Below are 18,083 nucleotides of genomic sequence, written 5' to 3'. Positions count from 1 at the left end.
CCCACACTGGATCTGTGTCGTTTGCAAATCCCCTGTGGGAGCGAGCCTGCTCGCGAAGAACGATAACTCGGTTTCAAAAGTGACTCGACAGCCATTCCCTGACTCAAACCCCTGCGAAAACAGGAAATGCGGCCTAAAGCCAGCACGTGCACACACGTTCTATAGCTAGCCGCCATTGAGTACAGGAGATTCAAACGTGAAAGGTTTCAAGGGGTATGTCGGGTTCGTTGCACTGGCGCTGTGTTCGGCCAATGTCCGGGCCGATCTGCCTCAAAGTTCGATTCTGAGCCGTTACGGCATCACCACCGACCAACTGCCGAGTCCGCCGAAAGCCGAGGCGGTCGAGCCGGTTGAAGAGAAAAGCCGCTTTCAGATTCAGCCCGAACAACCGTTCGTGACCCTGCGCCTGGGTGACGGCAAGCAGCCGCAAACTACCGGCAATCTGAGCATCGATCGCATGGCGCAGCAGGATCTGGACCGCTGCCGGCGTTTGCAGGGTGAAGTGGTCAAGCGCGGTGGCACGTACATGCCTTGCGACGGCAGCATTCCGGGCATGCCGACCTTCGAATAACACGTAATGATCGTTCCCACGCTCTGCGTGGGAATGCAGCCCGGGACGCTCCGCGTCCCATCCAGAGGCGAACGCGGAGCGTCCGTTGAGGCATTCCCACGCAGAGCGTGGGAACGAGCGAATCTAGTCTTCTTCGCGAACCGTGGCGACCTCGTCAGCGCGAACCTTCACCTTGGACCCGGAAATATCCTCGAACTCATAGAAGCCGTCCTTGGTTTTGGTTTTCGGCATGTCCTTGGTCAGATACTGGGTGCCGTTCTGCAGAGTGACCACCGTCGGGGTCGAGCAACCGGCCAGTGCCAGCGCGGCAACGACGGCGAAAGGGATGCCCAGTGACTTGATTTTCATACCCACCTCTAAATCCTCATTCGATGTGATGCCGAGCATTGTCGGCCTTCTAACGCGGTTGGTGCTATCTCCGTGAGAAAAGTTCGATAGCCCGGCGAAAAAATGCCATTGATCATTTTCCGTTTGCACCGGGCGGGCCGCAGCTGTTATCTGTACGCATAACCAGTACTCGCTCGCCATGGCCCAGAATTCCCGTGACTGCCAATCCCCTCGACGACCCGTTCTATTACCTTAACAACTTCCGGCAAGTCCTTGATTGGCTTGAGCTTCGCTATGCCGATGTGATGAGCGAAACGGAATACGCGTTCATCCGCGACTTCACGGCCTTGCCCCGTGCGAGTCAGGGTCTGCTGGTGCGGATGGTCATGCGCAAGGGCGTGCATTTTCGCGCTGGCAAACTCAATTACGTTGAAATCGGTGACATCGCCGAGGCCGCGCAACCTTTGCTGGAGCGTGGCTGGATCGACGAATACGCGCCGCTGGCCCTCGTCGAGTTGTTCGACGTGTTGCTCAAAGCCGAGCTTGTGCAGGCCTTCGGCGCCGCCATCGAACAGCCCAAGGGGCGCAAGGATGACTGGCTGCCGCTGTTGGCCGAGCAGTTCAGTGAATTGCGCAGCCTGCGCGACTGGGCGCCACTGCTCGATGACCGGCTGTTCAGCCTGACCATAATGGACCTGTGCGACCGCTTGCGGCTGATGTTCTTCGGCAACCTGTATCAGGACTGGTCGGAATTCGTCCTCGCCGATCTGGGCATCTTCACCTATGAAAAAGTCGAGTTCTGCGCGGACTCGCGAGGCCTGCGCCGCCGCGAAGACGTCGACGCCTGTCTGTTCCTGCACCACTGTCAATTGCGTTTCGAGGCCGGTGAGCCGCTGGAGACCATCGTCGAGCAGGTCAATGCCTTGCACTTCGACAATCCGTGGCTGCAACGCCGGCGCGGCAAGGTGTTGTTCCAGATCGGCCAGTATTGCGAGCGCATCAGCGAGTTTGCCCTGGCCCTGAGCATCTACCGCGACTGCGCCTATCCCGGCGCCCGCTTGCGCATGATTCGCGTGCTGGAACGCAGTGGCGAATACCCGTTGGCGCTGGAACTCGCCACGCTGGCAGAACAGGCGCCGGAAAGCGCCGCCGAGCAGCAAGGCCTGCAACGGATTCTGCCAAGGGTGCGGCGCAAGCTCGGCGGCCCGCCGCTCAAACGTGCAACCGCCAGGCCGGTCGAGCGTCTGGACCTGCACTTGCCGCGCAGTGATCCCGCGTTGTCCGTGGAGTATTACGTGCAGGCGCATCTGCACGATGATGACGGCCCGGTGCATTACGTGGAAAACAGCCTGATCAACTCGCTCTTCGGCCTGTTGTGCTGGCCGGCGATTTTCGCGCCATTGCCCGGCGCGTTCTTTCACCCGTTCCAGCGTGGCCCGGTGGATCTGCTCAACGAAGACTTTCAGCAACGCCGCGCCGAGCTGTTTCAAGCGTGCCTGAGCGAACTCGACGACGGTCGCTATGCGGCGACGATCCGCGAACGCTTCTTCGCCAAGTGGGGCATACAGTCGCCGTTCGTGTTCTGGGGCGCCTTGAATGAGCAACTGCTGGAACAGGCATTGGCCTGTCTGCCGGCCGAACACCTCAAACACTGGTTCAACCGTTTGCTGCTCGACATCAAGGCCAACCGCACCGGCATGCCCGACCTGATCCAGTTCTGGCCGCAGCACAAGACTTACCGAATGATTGAAGTGAAAGGCCCCGGCGATCGCTTGCAGGACAATCAATTGCGCTGGCTGGAGTTCTGCCATCAACACCAGATGCCGGTCGCCGTGTGTTACGTGCAATGGGCGGAGCAGAGCGCTTGAGCTACAGCATTGCCGTGCGCGCACTGTGCGAGTTCACCGCCAAGACCGGCGACCTCGACCTGCGCTTCACGCCATCGCCCACGGCGCTGGAAGGCATCGCCGGCCACCGCACCGTGGCTTCGCGACGCAGCGAAAAATACCAAAGCGAAGTGGCGCTGGAAGGCGAGTTCCGGCAATTGAAGGTCAAGGGCAGGGCGGACGGCTACGACCCGGCGCAAACCTGCCTGGAAGAAGTCAAAACCTACCGGGGTGACCTGAGCAAACAACCGGCCAATCATCGCCAGTTGCATTGGGCGCAGGCGAAAATCTACGGCTGGTTGATGTGCCGCAAACTCGAGCTTGAACAGATCAATCTGGCGCTGGTGTACTTCGATATCGTCAGCGAGAAAGAGACCTGTCTGGTCGAAGCGTTCAGCGCAGATGCGTTGAAAGCGTTTTTCGAGCAGCAATGCACGCTGTTCCTGCAATGGGCCGAACAGGAAATGGCCCATCGCGAGGCGCGCAATCTGGCGGCGCAACAACTGGCGTTTCCCCATGCTGACTTTCGTCCGGGTCAGCGGCATTTGGCCGAGTCGGTGTTCAAGGCTGTCAGCACCGGGCGCTGCCTGATGGCCCAGGCGCCGACCGGTATCGGCAAAACCCTCGGCACGCTGTTCCCGATGCTCAAGGCTCTGGCGCCGCAGCAACTGGACAAGGTGTTCTTCCTCACTGCCAAGACGCCGGGGCGCAAACTGGCGCTGGATGCCAGTCAGGTGTTGTTCGATCAGTCGCCAGCCTTGCCTTTGCGGGTGCTGGAAATGGTCGCCCGCGACAAGGCCTGCGAACACCCGGACAAAGCCTGCCACGGCGAATCCTGCCCGTTGGCCCAAGGTTTTTATGATCGCCTGCCGGCCGCGCGGGAAGCGGCCAGTCGAATCCGCTTGCTCGATCAAGCGGCCATGCGTGAGGTCGCCGCGCAACACGCGGTGTGCCCGTATTACCTGAGTCAGGAGATGGCCCGCTGGGTCGACGTGGTGATCGCCGACTACAACTATTACTTCGACTTCAGCGCCATGCTGTTCGGTCTCGCCCAGCTCAATCAGTGGAAAGTCGCGGTGCTGGCGGACGAGGCGCATAACCTCGTCGAACGTGGCCGACAGATGTACAGCGCCAATCTCGATCAATTCACTCTGGGCAGCGTGCGCAAAACCGCGCCCGCCGCGCTGAAAAACTCCCTGCAACGGATCAACCGTGAATGGAACGCGCTGCATGCACCGCAAGTGGCGGCGTATCAGGCTTACGACAAGGCCCCGGAAAAACTTCTGCAAGCGATCTCGCTGTGTTGCGCCGCCATTGGCGATTACCTCAATGACCATCCGCAAGGCCTCGACAGCGCCTTGCAGAATTTCTACTTCGACTTGCTGCAGTTCGCCCGGGTGGCGGAGCTGTACGACGAGCATTACCTGTTCGACATCAGCAAGCGCGACCTCGACCGTAAAAAGCCGCTGTCGCAGTTGTGCCTGCGCAACGTAGTGCCGGCCGCGTTCATTGGCCCGCGCCTGAAAGCGGCGCGTAGCAGCGTGCTGTTTTCCGCCACCCTCAGCCCGCGTCACTATTACGCCGATTTGCTCGGCACGCCCGCCGACACCGTGTGGATCGATGTCGAATCGCCGTTTTGCGCCGAGCAGTTGCAGGTGCAGATCGTCAGCCGCATTTCGACGCGCTTCAACCATCGTCAGGCTTCGCTGGAGCCGATCGTCGAATTGATCGCGCGGCAGTTCAGCGAGCGTCCGGGCAACTATCTGGCGTTTTTCAGCAGCTTCGATTACCTGCAACAAGTGGCGTCGTTACTCGCCGAGCGCCATCCGCACATCACCCTCTGGCAGCAATCGCGGGGGATGCTCGAAGGCGCACGGCAGGCTTTCCTCGATCAGTTCACCGCGCACAGCCAAGGCATCGGCTTTGCCGTGTTGGGCGGTGCGTTCGGTGAAGGCATCGATTTGCCCGGTGCGCGCTTGATCGGCGCGTTCATTGCCACGCTGGGGCTGGCGCAGTTCAATCCGGTCAACGAACAACTGAAGCTACGCATGGCGGCCATCTTCGGCGCCGGTTATGACTACACCTACCTTTACCCCGGCGTGCAGAAAGTGGTGCAAGCCGCCGGGCGGGTCATCCGTACCCGCGAGGATCGTGGCGTGGTGATGCTGATTGACGACCGCTTTGCCGAGAGCCGGATCAAACAGCTGCTGCCGCGCTGGTGGGCGATCAATCATGAGACGGCCGCTTCCCAATTCGCCGGATTGCCGCATACTTCTGCTCATGACAATGGCTGGTGAGTGTGATGAGCGAGAAAAACAAGACCGCGGCGATCGAAGAGATGCGTTTTCGTCTGCTGATCGATGCGGTGGTCGACTATGCGATCTACATGATCGATCCCAACGGCATCATCACCAGTTGGAACTCCGGCGCCAAACGCTTCAAGGGTTATGAGGAAGCGGAAATCCTCGGCGAACATTTCTCGCGTTTCTATACTGCTGACGACCGCGCCGCCGGCCTGCCGCAACGGGCGCTCGATACGGCGATCCGTGAAGGGCGCTTCGAAGGCGAAGGCTGGCGGGTGCGTAAGGACGGCACCAATTTCTGGTCGCACGTGGTGATCGATCCGATCATTGATCCCAACGGCAAATTGCTTGGTTTCGCCAAGATCACCCGCGACCTGACCGATCGCAAAATGGCCGAGGAAACCCTCAAGCAAAGCGAGCAGCAGTTCCGCTTGCTGGTGCAGGGCGTCACCGACTACGCCATCTACATGCTCAGCCCTGAAGGCCGGGTCAGCAACTGGAACCAGGGCGCCCAGCGGATCAAGGGTTATCTGCCGGAAGAAATCATCGGTCAGCATTTTTCGATCTTCTATACCCCCGAAGACCGCGAACTCGGCGAACCGCAACGGGCGCTGGAAATCGCCACCCGCGAGGGCCGCTTCGAGAACAAGAGCTGGCGCATGCGCAAGGACGGCACGCGGTTTCTCGCCCATGTGGTGGTTGATGCGATTCGTGGCGATACCGGCACTTTGCTCGGTTTTGCCAAGATCACCCGCGACATCACCGAAGCCCACCAGGCGCAGCAAGCGCTGGAGAAAACCCGGGAAGCGTTGTTCCAGGCGCAGAAGATGCAGGCCATCGGTCAGCTCAGCGGCGGCATCGCTCATGACTTCAATAACCTTTTGACGGTGATTCTCGGCAATCTGGAGATCGTGCAAAAACGCATGGGCGACGATGCGAAAATCAGCCGCCTGCTGGAAAACGCCACCCAAGGTGCATTGCGTGGTGTGTCACTGACTCAGCGTATGCTGGCATTTGCCCGCCGTCAGGAACTGAAAACAGAATCGGTGGATATTGCGCAACTGGTTCAGGGCATTACCGGGTTGCTGCGCAGTTCGCTGGGTCCGGGCATTCGCATCGATACGCGCTTTCCCGAGGATCTGGCGCCGGTGCTGGCGGACACCAATCAGCTGGAACTGGCGTTGCTCAACCTGGCAACCAACGCCCGCGACGCCATGCCCGACGGTGGCGCGGTGAGCATCACCGCTGAACCGCAAGTGGTGCTCGATCTGGGGCATTCTGATCTGCCGGCGGGGCGTTACGTCTGCCTCAGTGTGATCGATACCGGGGAGGGCATGGATGAGCACACGCTGGCGTCGGCCAGAGATCCGTTTTTCACCACCAAAGGCTTGGGCAAGGGCACCGGGCTGGGCTTGTCGATGGTCCACGGCTTCATTGAACAGCTCGGTGGCCGCTTCATTCTCAAGAGCGAAAAGGCCCAGGGCACCACGGCTGAGTTATGGATTCCGGTGGCGGTCGAGGGCACGGCCAGCAAGCCGCTGCTGCCACACGCCGAACCGGTGGTGGTGCCAAGGCTCAGCGTGCTGGTGGTGGATGACGACTCGCTGGTGTTGACCAGCACCAGCCTGTTGCTCGAAGACCTTGGCCATCGGGTGGTCAGTGCGACGTCCGGTGCGCAGGCGCTGGCGCTGTTCGATCAGGGCGAAGTCATCGACCTGATGATCACCGACATGGCCATGCCGCAGATGAGTGGCGCGCAATTGGCCCACGCAGTGCGTCTGCTCAAACCGGATCTGCCGATTATCCTGGCCACCGGTTACGCCGAACGTCTGGAGGGTTTTGCCGCGCAACTGCCACGGCTGCCCAAGCCGTTCACGCAGATGAATCTGGTGGCAATCATTGCTCAATCGATGAAATGAGGTGCCGGTCAATCCGGCTGAACTTGCGCGCCAACGGGGACTTCTAAACGTTTCCCCACTCTTGGAGCGTGCATCTTTTGTCTCGCATACTGACTGAGCCCACCGCTGAAGAAACCCTGACCGAACATGACGCCAAGATGTTCGGTTCACCCAAGGAACGGCTGGATTTCTATCGGCGGGAGATCCAGTACGAAACCAGCATCCTCGCCAACCGCACCGATGCCTATCTGGCGGCGCAGTCGTTTCTAGTGATTGCCTTTGCCTCGTGCATGGCCAATCTCAACCCGGAGTGGGGCAAGTTGTTCACGCTGGTGGTGCCGCCGTTTCTGGCGCTGCTCGGGTTGCTCAGCTCGCTGAATGCCTGGCCGGGGATTCGGGCGGCGTACGACATCATCGATCACTGGCATTTCAAGCAGAGCCACTTGCTGCACAGTGAGCCGCTGATGGGTTTGGCGTATGACGAATCGCCGCTGTTCAGTGAAATGGAGTCGAGCCACAAGGGGTATAGAAAGTCGCTGCTGTTTTCGGTACGCACGCCGTGGATCTTTGCGACGTTCTGGGTGTTGTTGGGGAGTTATGCGGTGTTTATTCAGGTGACCAATCCGGGGGGGTGATTGGTCTTCACGCAAAAGCCCGGCTCATGTAGCCGGGCTTTTTCATTCGCTTGGATTTTGTGGTGTCATTCAGATCGACCCCCCTCACCCCAACCCTCTCCCCCAATGGGGGCGAGGGGGTAGGGAGCAGATCTTCGTTGTATTCAAGATCTGCGTTCGGCTCAATATCTCAGGTCGGCGTATCCCGACCATTCAACCCGGTCAGTTCCCTCTCCCTCTGGGAGAGGGCTAGGGTGAGGGGCTGTCAGGGTTCACTCGAAAAGGAGCCGATCTCCGTTGTGTTCAGAATCTGCGTTCAACTCGGTATCTCAAGTCGGCGTACCTCAACCATTCACCGCGGTCAGTTCCCTCTCCCTTTGGGAGAGGGCTAGGGTGAGGGGGCTGTTCTGGCTCACTCCACGGTCTCAAGCTCTCGACGCAACGCCACCGAGTTTTGCGACGACATCGGGATCGGCGGGAAGTCTTCGTTCAACACGCACAGATGATCGATAGCATCTTCAAACATCGAGTCGGCTTTCTTGCGCAGCGCCCGGTAGTGCTCAAACTGTTCAATATCCATATCAGCCACGTCAAGCAGCGCATTGGCCGCTCGATTAAGCGTATGGGCGTTATCGAACAATTGACGATTGCGTTCCAGAGCCAGTGCTCTGCAAGCCTTGATTTGCGCCGGAGTCGAGCATTCTTTCATGACCGTAACCTTATTCTTCAAGGATTCCTTTAACAGGCTTAAACGCCGCAGTGGAACCGAACCTGCCGGGCCCCGCTGGACACATCCGGCGAGGGGTTATGCTTGTGACTGTGGGCAATTGACGAGGGATCCATTTTTTTAAAGAAAAAAATTCGATCAATCCTCTGAATAAATCCAAGAAACAAAAATCAGTTTTTTTGTTTTTTACGCTGTTCATAGCGAGCCAGGATCGGTTGCGTGCTGATGCCGTGAAGCAAAATGCTCAGCGCCACCACCGACAAGGTCAGGTCAGTGCACACGCTGGCCACGCTATCGGTCAGCCCATGATTCAAGGCATAAAACAGATAGAACAGGCTGCCGATCCCACGAATGCCGAACCAGCCGATCAACAGCCGTTGCCGTCCCTCCATCAGTGCACCCCACGGCATCAGTGCGACGCAGACCGGGCGGATCAGGCAGAACAACACGCCGCCCACCAGCAGCGCCCGCCAATCCCAGTGCGCCACCAGCACCACGCCGAGCAGGGTCACCAGAAACACTTCCATGGCGCGCTCGACCAGACTGCCGAACGACAACATATCGCCCATCATTATTCCTGCAGCCACCTGACTGCTTTCCAGCCGCTCGGTATCGCCGTGCACCGCGTGCTGCGGTTCGACGTTCTGATGGCCGACCACCGGTTGCACCAGATGCTCGGCAGGCGGTTGGCCGGCGCCGGTGGATTTGACTTCGACTTGCCGCAGGCCCAACCCGGCGGCGAATACCGACAGGAAGCCGTAACCGCCGATGGCTTCGGCAACGACATAGGCCAGGGCAATCAACGACAACGCCAGATAATCATTGGGGCTGAGCGTGCTGTCGTCATTGTGGATGCGCAACGAAAGGGTCACGCGCCCGATACCGCGGCCCATCCAGTAACCGGTAAGCAATCCGGCAGGCACTGCCCACAATAAGTTGCGCAACACCCAGCCTTGCCATTCGGCAGCACTGCCGTCGCCGTGCATCAACAGCAGACCGAGAATCACAAACGGAAAGGCAATCCCATCGTTCAACCCGGCCTCACCAGAGAGCCCGAAACGCACGCTGTCGACATCCCGCGCATCGTTGACCTGCACCAGCGCCGCCAGCACCGGGTCGGTCGGCGCCAGAATCGCGCCGATCAACAGCGACGGTCCCCACGGCAAGCGCAAGGCAAAATGCAGCAGCAAACAAACGCCAACGATGGTCAGCACCATCACTGGCCCGGCCAGACCAAAGGCGATCCGCCAACGCTTGTCGCGCAGGGGTAAACGCAATTTCAAACCGCAGACGAACAGGGAAAACAGCACCGCGACTTCCGTCAGGTGCTCCATCCACAGCGAGGCGTTTTCCAGTGACAGTTTCAGCAGATCAAGGCCGCTGGGGCCGATGCCGATCCCCAGCAACAAACACACGGCCGACGTCGTCACCGGCATCCAGCGCAGGTACGACGAGGTCAGTGCCAGGGTCAACAGCACGGCGCCGAGCACCGCCACCCACACGATAAAACTCATGATCTGCCGCCCTCAAGTGGTCGATGTGACGGCAATCGCACCGTGTTCAATGGGCCTTCAGTTTTACTGTAGGCGTTGGCGAAGGGGGCATCACAGCATCGGCTTACCGCCGGTCACGCCATAACGTTGGCCGGTGATGTAACTGGCTTCGTCCGAGGCCAGCAGCACGTAGATCGGTGCCACTTCCACCGGTTGGCCGGGGCGGCCGAGCGGGGTGTTGCCGCCGAAGTTCTGCACTTCTTCATCGGGCATGGTCGAGACGATCAGCGGCGTCCAGATCGGCCCAGGTGCCACGCAGTTCACGCGGATTTCCTTGGGCCCGAGCATCTGTGCCAGCCCGCCGGTGAAGTTGGCAATTGCGCCTTTGGTGGTGGCGTAGGCGAGCAGGGTCGGTTTGGGCATGTCCGAGTTGACCGAGCTGGTGTTGATGATCGACGAGCCGGCGCGCATGTGTTTGATCGCCGCCTGACACAGGCGGAAGATTGCGGTGATGTTGACGTCGAAGGTCATCACCCATTCGTCGTCGGGAATTTCTTCGAAAGTTTCGTGGGTCATCTGGAATGCGGCGTTGTTGACCAGCACGTCGATGCGGCCAAAGCGCTCGACGGTTTTGTCGACCAAGGCCTGACACTGGGCCTTTTGCGCAATATCGCCGGGCAGCAACAGGCACTGACGTCCGGCCTGTTCAACCCAGCGCGCGGTTTCCTTGGCATCTTCGTGCTCATTCAGATAGGCGACCGCAACGTCGGCGCCTTCACGGGCGAAGGCAATCGCCACGGCGCGGCCGATGCCGCTGTCGGCGCCGGTGATCAGGGCGATCTTGCCGGCCAGTCGCCCGGAGCCGACATAGCTTTGCTCGCCGCAATCGGGATAGGGCTCCATTTTGCGTTGCGAACCGGGAACGGCTTGGGCTTGTGCCGGGAAGGGTGGTTTTGGATAGTCGGTCATCGCGGGTCTCCGAGGTCTCATGGCTGGTATGGGCGGTTGACCCGGAGTGTCTGCCGTGAGTTCGATCGGATTTACGCCGCATTTCTGACTTGGAAATGCAAAACCCAATGTGGGAGCGAGCCTGCTCGCGAATGCGGTGTATCAGTCGCCATCATTCATTGAATGACAGACCGCTTTCGCGAGCAGGCTCGCTCCCACAGGGTTTAGGGGGGGGCTCAGGTGTTGCGTTGTGTCAGGGCGCGCTCCATGCGGGCGATGCCTTCTTCGAGCAACGAACGCGGACAGCCGAAGTTCAAGCGCACGAACTGCTGGTGTTGATCGCCGAAGTCGAGACCGGCGCTCAGCCCAACTTTGGCCTGCTCAAGAAAGAACTGCTGCGGATCGTCCAGATCCAGCGCCGAGCAATCCAGCCACGCCAGATAGGTGCCCTGCGGCACATTGATGGTCACGCCCGGCAAGCGGCTGCGCACCGCGTCAACCAGCCAGTCGCGGTTGGCCTGCAGGTAGGTTTTCAACTCGGTCAGCCATGGCCCGCCTTCGCTGTAGGCCACGCGGGTGGCTTCCATGCCCAGCGGGTTGACGCTGTCGACCATGCCGCACCGGGCGTGGTTGACGCGCTCACGCAGGGCCGCATCTTGAATGATCATGAACGAGGTCTTCAGGCCAGCGATGTTGTAGGCCTTGCTCGCCGACATCAGGGTGATCGTGCGCTTGGCAATTTCCGGGCTAAGGGAGGCGGTCGGAATGTGCACGCGACCGTCGAAGCACAGCTCGGCGTGGATTTCGTCGGAGATGATCCACGCGTCCTGCGCCGCACAGATGTCGGCCACGGCTTGCAGCTCGTCACGGTCGAACACTTTGCCGATCGGGTTGTGCGGGTTGCTCAGCAACAGTGCACCGCCACCGTTCAGCGACTCACGCAGTACGTCCAGCGGGGTGGCGTAGGTGCCGTCGGCTTGTGCGACGAACTCCAGCTCGACCTTGTTCAGCCCCCAATGGCCCGGCGCATGGCGCAGCGGCGGGTAGTTCGGAACTTGCACAACGACGTTCTGCTGTGGCTGTACCAGCGCTTTCAAAGCCATGTTGAAGCCTGATTCGACGCCCGGCAGGAAGATCAGCTCTTGCGGTTTGACCTTCCAGGAAAACTTGTTCCAGAGGTCGGCGACGATGGCTTCGCGCAGGTTCTCCTGAGGCACGCTGTAGCCCACCAACGGGTGCAGCAAACGTTGCTGTAAAGCCTCGATTACCACCGGTGGCGCGGCGAAATCCATATCAGCGACCCACATCGGCAACACATCGGCCGAATAGCGGCTCCACTTGGTGCTGCCGGTGTTGTGGCGGTCGAATAGCTGATCAAAATCGAAAGTCATGCGCGGTCTCGTGAAGGCGGGAATGGTCCTGCCGGCCATTCTAAGCGCAACGCGATTCCTGTGGGAGCTGGCTTGCCAGCGATAGCGGTAGATCAGCCACCAAAGATGTTGCCTGTGCCGCCGCCATCGCTGGCAAACCAGCTCCCACAAGGTTTTGTATCAAGTCGTGATATTGCCCGACAAACGGCCGACGGTCGGTTTTCACACAGATCATGTGGTCATTGTCTACAGTAAAAAAGTCGGCACACGTTTGCCGCAACCGTGATTGTCCAGATAAAACCCGGCACAAGTACCGGGTTCCACCTGATCAGGAGTGCACGATGGATCTCAGCCGTCGTCAGTTCTTCAAGGTCGCCGGTATCGGCCTTGCAGGCTCGAGCCTGGGCGCGTTGGGCATGGCCCCGACGCAGGCCTTCGCCGAGCAGGTGCGCCACTTCAAGCTTGCCCACACCCATGAAACCCGCAACACCTGCCCGTATTGCTCGGTCGGCTGCGGTTTGATCATGTACAGCCAGGGCGATACCGCGAAGAACGTAGCGCAAAGCATCATCCATATCGAGGGCGACGCCGACCACCCGGTCAACCGCGGCACCCTCTGCCCGAAAGGCGCAGGCCTGCTCGACTTCATTCACAGCCCCGGCCGTTTGCTCTACCCGCAAACCCGCAAACCGGGCAGCAGCGAATGGACGCGAATCAGTTGGGACGAAGCGCTCGACCGCATCGCCGACCTGATGAAAACCGACCGCGACGCCAACTTCATCGAAAAAAATGCCAACGGGCAAACGGTGAATCGCTGGCTGAGCACCGGTTTCCTCGCGGCATCGGCGGCGTCCAACGAAGCCGGTTACATCACCCAGAAGGTGATTCGCAGTCTCGGCATGCTGGGGTTCGATAACCAGGCGCGTGTCTGACACGGCCCGACGGTGGCAAGTCTTGCCCCGACGTACGGCCGTGGTGCCATGACCAATACCTGGACCGATATCGCCAACGCGAATCTGATCCTGGTGATGGGTGGCAACGCAGCAGAAGCGCATCCGTGCGGCTTCAAATGGGTGACCGAGGCCAAGGCGCATAACGCTGCGCGGCTGATCGTGGTTGATCCGCGTTTTACCCGGACCGCTTCGGTGGCCGACTACTATGCACCGATCCGCACCGGCACCGACATCGCCTTCATGGGCGGCTTGATCAATTACCTGCTGACCGAGGACAAGATCCAGCACGAGTACGTGCGCAACTACACCGACGTGTCGTTCATCGTCAAAGCAGGCTACGGCTTCGAAGACGGCATCTTCAGCGGCTACGACGTTGCCAAGCGCAGCTACACCGACAAGTCCGGCTGGGGTTACGAACTGGGCGAGGACGGTTTCGTCAGAGTCGATCCGACCCTGCAAGACCCGCGTTGCGTCTATCAATTGATGAAGCAGCATTACAGCCGCTACAACATCGACCTCGCCAGTCAGATCTGCGGCATGCCAGTCGACGCCATGCAGAAAATCTGGGAAGAAATCGCCACCTGCTCGATCCCGGGCAAGACCATGACGATTCTCTACGCCCTCGGCTGGACGCAGCACTCGATCGGCGCGCAGATCATCCGCAGCGCAGCGATGGTGCAATTGCTGCTGGGCAACGTCGGCATGCCCGGTGGCGGCGTCAACGCCTTGCGCGGTCACTCGAATATTCAGGGCCTGACTGATCTGGGCCTGCTTTCGAATGCGCTGCCGGGCTATCTGACCTTGGGTCAGGACAGCGAGCAGGACTACAACGCCTTCATCCACAAACGCACGCAAGTCCCGCTGCGCCCGGGGCAATTGTCCTATTGGCAGAACTACAGCAAATTCCACGTCAGCCTGATGAAGTCGTGGTACGGCGCCAACGCCACCGTCGAGAACAATTGGTGCTACGACCATTTGCCGAAACTCGACATTCCCAACTACGACGTTCTGAAAATGTTCGACCTGATGAGCCAGGGCAAGGTCAACGGCTATTTCTGCCAGGGCTTCAACCCGATCGCCGCGCTGCCGGACAAGAACCGCGTGATGGGCGCACTGGCCAAGCTGAAATGGCTGGTGGTGATGGACCCGCTCGCCACTGAAACCTCGGAGTTCTGGCACAACGTCGGGCCATACAACGATGTGAAAACCGACGAAATCCAGACCGAAGTCATTCGCCTGCCGACCACCTGTTTTGCCGAAGAGGACGGCTCGCTGGTCAACAGCAGTCGCTGGCTGCAATGGCACTGGAAGGGTGCCGACGGCCCCGGCGAAGCGCAGACCGACATCCGCATCATGAGCGAATTGTTCCTGCGCCTGCGCAGGCGCTATCAGGCCGAGGGCGGCAAATTCCCTGATCCGCTGCTGAAACTGACGTGGCCGTACAAGATCCCGGACGAGCCTTCGCCGGAAGAACTGGCCAAGGAAATCAACGGCAGCGCTGTGGCTGATTTCACCGATGCTGCAGGCGTTGCGGTCAAGGCCGGCTCGCAACTGGCCGGGTTTGGCTTGCTCAAGGATGACGGCAGCACCGCGTCTGGCTGCTGGATTTTCGCCGGCAGTTGGACCGAGGCCGGCAACCAGATGGCCCGGCGCGACAATAGCGATCCGTTCGGCATGCATCAGCATTTGGGCTGGGCATGGGCGTGGCCGGCCAACCGACGGATTCTCTACAACCGCGCTTCGGCGGACGTCGCCGGCAAACCGTGGGATCCGAAAAAACGTCTGGTGTGGTGGAACGGCAAGGCCTGGGGCGGCACCGATGTGCCGGACTACAAAGCCGATGTGCCGCCGGAAGCCGGGATGAACCCGTTCATCATGAACCCCGAAGGCGTCGCGCGATTCTTCGCCGTCGACAAGATGAACGAGGGGCCATTCCCCGAGCACTACGAGCCGTTCGAAACGCCGATCGGCATCAACCCGCTGCACCCGCAAAACAAGAAAGCCACCAGCAACCCGGCGGCGCGGATCTTCGATTCGGTCTGGGAAACCCTCGGCGAGGCCAAGGACTTCCCGTATGCCGGCACCAGTTACCGGCTCACCGAGCATTTCCACTTCTGGAGCAAGCACTGCAAGTTGAACGCGATTGCTCAACCCGAGCAGTTCGTCGAAATCGGTGAAGTGCTGGCGAAAGAGAAGGGCATTGCTGCCGGTGATCGCGTACGGGTCAGTTGCAAACGCGGCTTTATCGAAGCGGTGGCGGTGGTGACGAAAAGGATCCGGCCGTTGCAGGTCAACGGCCAGGTCGTGCATCAGATCGGCATCCCGCTGCACTGGGGATTCACCGGCCTGACGCGTCACGGTTATTTGACCAACACCCTGGTGCCGTTCCTCGGCGATGGCAATACACAGACCCCGGAATCCAAGTCATTCCTGGTCAACGTGGAGAAACTATAAATGGCCAGCCAAGACATCATTGCCCGCTCGGCCACCACCACGGTGCCGCCATCGGTGAGAAATCAGGAGGCAGTGGCCAAGCTGATCGACACCACCAAATGCATCGGCTGCAAGGCCTGCCAGGTTGCCTGCTCGGAATGGAACGAGCTGCGCGACGAGGTCGGCCACAACCACGGCACCTACGACAACCCGCAAGACCTGAGCGCCGAAACCTGGACGTTGATGCGCTTTACCGAGCACGAAACCGATGCTGGTAACCTCGAATGGCTGATCCGCAAGGACGGCTGCATGCACTGCGCCGAGCCGGGTTGTCTGGCGGCGTGCCCGAGCCCCGGCGCGATTATCAAGCACGCCAACGGCATCGTCGATTTCGATCAGGATCACTGCATCGGCTGCGGCTACTGCATCACCGGTTGCCCGTTCAACATTCCGCGCATTTCGCAAAAAGATCACAAGGCCTACAAATGCACCTTGTGCTCGGATCGCGTGGCGGTAGGGCTGGAACCGGCCTGCGTGAAAACCTGCCCGACCGGCGCCATTGTTTTCGGCACCAAGGAAGACATGAAGGAACACGCCGCCGAACGCATTGTTGACCTGAAAAGTCGTGGCTTTGAAAACGCCGGTCTGTATGACCCGGCTGGTGTTGGCGGCACGCACGTGATGTACGTGTTGCACCACGCCGACACGCCAACCATTTACGCCAACCTGCCGCAGGATCCGGCGATCAGTCCGTTAGTGGGCTTGTGGAAAGGCATCAGCAAACCGCTGGGCCTGCTGGCCATGGGCGCGGCGGTGCTGGCCGGGTTCTTCCATTACGTGCGTATTGGGCCGAACCGGGTTGAAGAGGACGAACATCCAACGCCACCCGACACCTCGGTGCACGTCGTCGATCCGGCAGTGCACACCTTCGATCCACGCGCGGAGGACCGGCCATGAGCAACAAGACGATCCTGCGTTACACCGCCAACCAGCGCACCAATCACTGGCTGGTGGCGATCCTGTTTTTCATGGCCGGACTGTCCGGGCTGGCGTTGTTTCATCCGTCGCTGTTCTGGCTGAGCAACCTGTTCGGCGGCGGGCCGTGGACGCGGATTCTGCATCCGTACATGGGCATCGCCATGTTCGTGTTGTTCCTTGGCTTGGTGTTCAGCTTCTGGCGCAGCAATTTCTTCATCGCCAATGACCGGCGGTGGCTGCGGCGGATCAACCGGGTGATGGTCAACGACGAGGAAAGCGTGCCGCCGGTAGGCAAATACAACGCCGGGCAGAAGCTGCTGTTCTGGACTTTACTCCTGTGCATGCTCGGTTTGCTGTTCACCGGGCTGGTGATCTGGCGCGCCTGGTTCAGTGCGTATTTCGGCATCACCGTGATCCGCTGGGCGATGCTCCTGCATGCGCTGGCCGGGTTTATTCTGGTGCTGAGCATCATCATTCACATCTACGCCGGGCTGTGGATCAAGGGCTCGGTGGACGCGATGATGCACGGCTGGGTCAGCCGCGCCTGGGCGAAGAAACACCATGAACTCTGGTATCGCGACATCACTTGCGATGAACGCCAACCGGACGTGCCGGAGCGACCGATCACCAAAAAGGGCTGACTTTTGCCAACCATTCTGGAACCTGGGGAAATCGAAGCGGCGGCCAGTTCGCCGCCGTTTCTGCATCTGCCGCCGCATAATCTATTTGCCCTGCGGGCCGCTCGACTGGAGCAATTGGCCGAGGGGCATGCGCTGGCAGAGTACCTGCGGCTGATTGCCGGATTGTGCCGGGTGCAGCAGCAGGTGTTTGACGATCCACCGCTGACAGCGCCGTTTGATCAGCAACGGATTGAAGCTTGTCAGCAGCATGGTTTGCCGCCGTTCGCGGCGGACACGTTGGTGCGTGAGGAGGGCTGGCAGGCTTACCTTGAAGCTTTGCTGCAACGTTATGAACCTGCTGAGCAACCTGCCGTCATTGATGCGGTGACGACGTTGCGGGTCGCCAGTTCCGGCCAGTTACGCGCGTGGGCGGTGGCGCTGGTCAGTGGCCAATACTCAATGGTGCCCGCGCAACTGGTGCCGTTTCTCGGTGCGGCGCTGCAAGTGGCGTGGAGTCATTGGTTGCTCAGCGCGCTGGATTTGAAACTTAAACCCGGCGACAGCCTCAGCCAATGTCCGGCCTGCGGTTCGCCGGCGATGGCCGGGGTCATCCGCCATCGCGGCAAGCACAACGGTTTGCGTTATCTGGTCTGCTCGCTGTGTGCCTGCGAATGGCATGTGGTGCGGGTCAAGTGCGTGTATTGCGAGTCGAGCAAGGGCCTGGATTATCTGAGCCTTGAGGATGATCGCCATGCTGCCAATCAGGCGCCGCTTAGGGCGGAGGTCTGCCCGGGCTGTAACAGTTATCTGAAACTGGTGTATCTGGAGAACGATGCCGATGCGGAGGCGTTGTCGGCGGATCTCGGCAGTTTGCTGCTCGACATGCGGCTGGCGCAGGACGGTTATCAGCGCTTGGCGCCGAATCTGTTACTGGCACCGGGAGACGAATGACAGCAGGGTCT

General features: G+C 60.1%; 14 protein-coding genes. 9 read left to right on the top strand and 5 right to left on the bottom strand.

All coding sequences use genetic code 11. The features are described 5' to 3' along the window. Positions 1–196 precede the first annotated feature (196 nt). Positions 197–571, top strand: coding sequence for a hypothetical protein (locus ACOYXJ_RS24900; protein WP_460372107.1), 375 nt, complete (start codon positions 197–199; stop codon positions 569–571). Positions 572–694: 123 nt separating this feature from the next. On the opposite strand, the gene ACOYXJ_RS24895 is transcribed toward ACOYXJ_RS24900, so the two are convergent. Then, entirely contained in the window at positions 695–919 is a 225-nt protein-coding gene (locus ACOYXJ_RS24895) for a YgdI/YgdR family lipoprotein (RefSeq protein ID WP_095120841.1), read from the bottom strand. A 194-nt stretch (positions 920–1,113) separates the two neighbouring features. On the opposite strand from ACOYXJ_RS24895, the gene ACOYXJ_RS24890 reads away from it, so the two are divergent. From ACOYXJ_RS24890 to ACOYXJ_RS24875, 4 genes are all read left to right on the top strand, one after another. Then, positions 1,114–2,766: a VRR-NUC domain-containing protein gene (locus ACOYXJ_RS24890; protein ID WP_460372105.1), complete on the top strand. Its 1,653-nt coding sequence runs from the start codon at positions 1,114–1,116 to the stop codon at positions 2,764–2,766. Further along, the gene (locus ACOYXJ_RS24885) at positions 2,763–5,081 is read left to right on the top strand and encodes an ATP-dependent DNA helicase (RefSeq protein ID WP_460372104.1); all 2,319 of its coding nucleotides are present in this window, start codon (positions 2,763–2,765) and stop codon (positions 5,079–5,081) included. The genes ACOYXJ_RS24890 and ACOYXJ_RS24885 overlap by 4 nt, the downstream gene beginning before the upstream one ends. Positions 5,082–5,086: 5 nt before the next feature. Beyond that, a complete protein-coding gene (locus tag ACOYXJ_RS24880; RefSeq protein ID WP_460372102.1) occupies positions 5,087–7,006 on the top strand; it encodes a hybrid sensor histidine kinase/response regulator in 1,920 nt (639 codons plus the stop codon). A gap of 77 nt (positions 7,007–7,083) precedes the next feature. Then, positions 7,084–7,620 carry a hypothetical protein gene (locus tag ACOYXJ_RS24875; RefSeq protein ID WP_016983364.1) on the top strand — a complete coding sequence of 179 codons (537 nt, stop codon included), beginning with the start codon at positions 7,084–7,086 and terminating at the stop codon, positions 7,618–7,620. A 391-nt stretch (positions 7,621–8,011) separates the two neighbouring features. On the opposite strand, the gene ACOYXJ_RS24870 is transcribed toward ACOYXJ_RS24875, so the two are convergent. From ACOYXJ_RS24870 to ACOYXJ_RS24855, 4 genes are all read right to left on the bottom strand, one after another. After that, the gene (locus ACOYXJ_RS24870; RefSeq protein ID WP_016984229.1) at positions 8,012–8,308 is read right to left on the bottom strand and encodes a hypothetical protein; all 297 of its coding nucleotides are present in this window, start codon (positions 8,306–8,308) and stop codon (positions 8,012–8,014) included. 188 nt (positions 8,309–8,496) lie between these two features. After that, positions 8,497–9,840 carry a cation:proton antiporter gene (locus ACOYXJ_RS24865; RefSeq protein WP_460372099.1) on the bottom strand — a complete coding sequence of 448 codons (1,344 nt, stop codon included), beginning with the start codon at positions 9,838–9,840 and terminating at the stop codon, positions 8,497–8,499. A gap of 90 nt (positions 9,841–9,930) precedes the next feature. Further along, complete coding sequence (locus tag ACOYXJ_RS24860; protein ID WP_460372097.1) at positions 9,931–10,788, bottom strand: glucose 1-dehydrogenase; 858 nt, start codon at positions 10,786–10,788, stop codon at positions 9,931–9,933. Positions 10,789–11,003: 215 nt separating this feature from the next. Then, on the bottom strand, positions 11,004–12,158 hold the full coding sequence (locus ACOYXJ_RS24855) for a MalY/PatB family protein (RefSeq protein ID WP_150793348.1): 1,155 nt from the start codon (positions 12,156–12,158) through the stop codon (positions 11,004–11,006). Positions 12,159–12,478: 320 nt separating this feature from the next. Between ACOYXJ_RS24855 and fdnG the strand changes: the two genes are divergently transcribed. Genes fdnG through fdhE form a run of 4 tightly spaced genes read left to right on the top strand, consistent with a single transcriptional unit; the run spans position 12,479 to position 18,072 of the window. After that, the gene (fdnG, locus tag ACOYXJ_RS24850) at positions 12,479–15,544 is read left to right on the top strand and encodes a formate dehydrogenase-N subunit alpha (protein ID WP_460372095.1); all 3,066 of its coding nucleotides are present in this window, start codon (positions 12,479–12,481) and stop codon (positions 15,542–15,544) included. Next, a complete protein-coding gene (fdxH, locus tag ACOYXJ_RS24845; RefSeq protein WP_134177464.1) occupies positions 15,545–16,480 on the top strand; it encodes a formate dehydrogenase subunit beta in 936 nt (311 codons plus the stop codon). Then, complete coding sequence (locus ACOYXJ_RS24840; RefSeq protein WP_460372093.1) at positions 16,477–17,142, top strand: formate dehydrogenase subunit gamma; 666 nt, start codon at positions 16,477–16,479, stop codon at positions 17,140–17,142. The genes fdxH and ACOYXJ_RS24840 overlap by 4 nt, the downstream gene beginning before the upstream one ends. A gap of 3 nt (positions 17,143–17,145) precedes the next feature. After that, on the top strand, positions 17,146–18,072 hold the full coding sequence (gene fdhE, locus ACOYXJ_RS24835; RefSeq protein ID WP_460372091.1) for a formate dehydrogenase accessory protein FdhE: 927 nt from the start codon (positions 17,146–17,148) through the stop codon (positions 18,070–18,072). Positions 18,073–18,083: the final 11 nt, after the last annotated feature.

This window comes from Pseudomonas sp. Tul2A7 (assembly GCF_054790505.1).
This window is presented reverse-complemented; position numbering and strand designations above follow the sequence as displayed.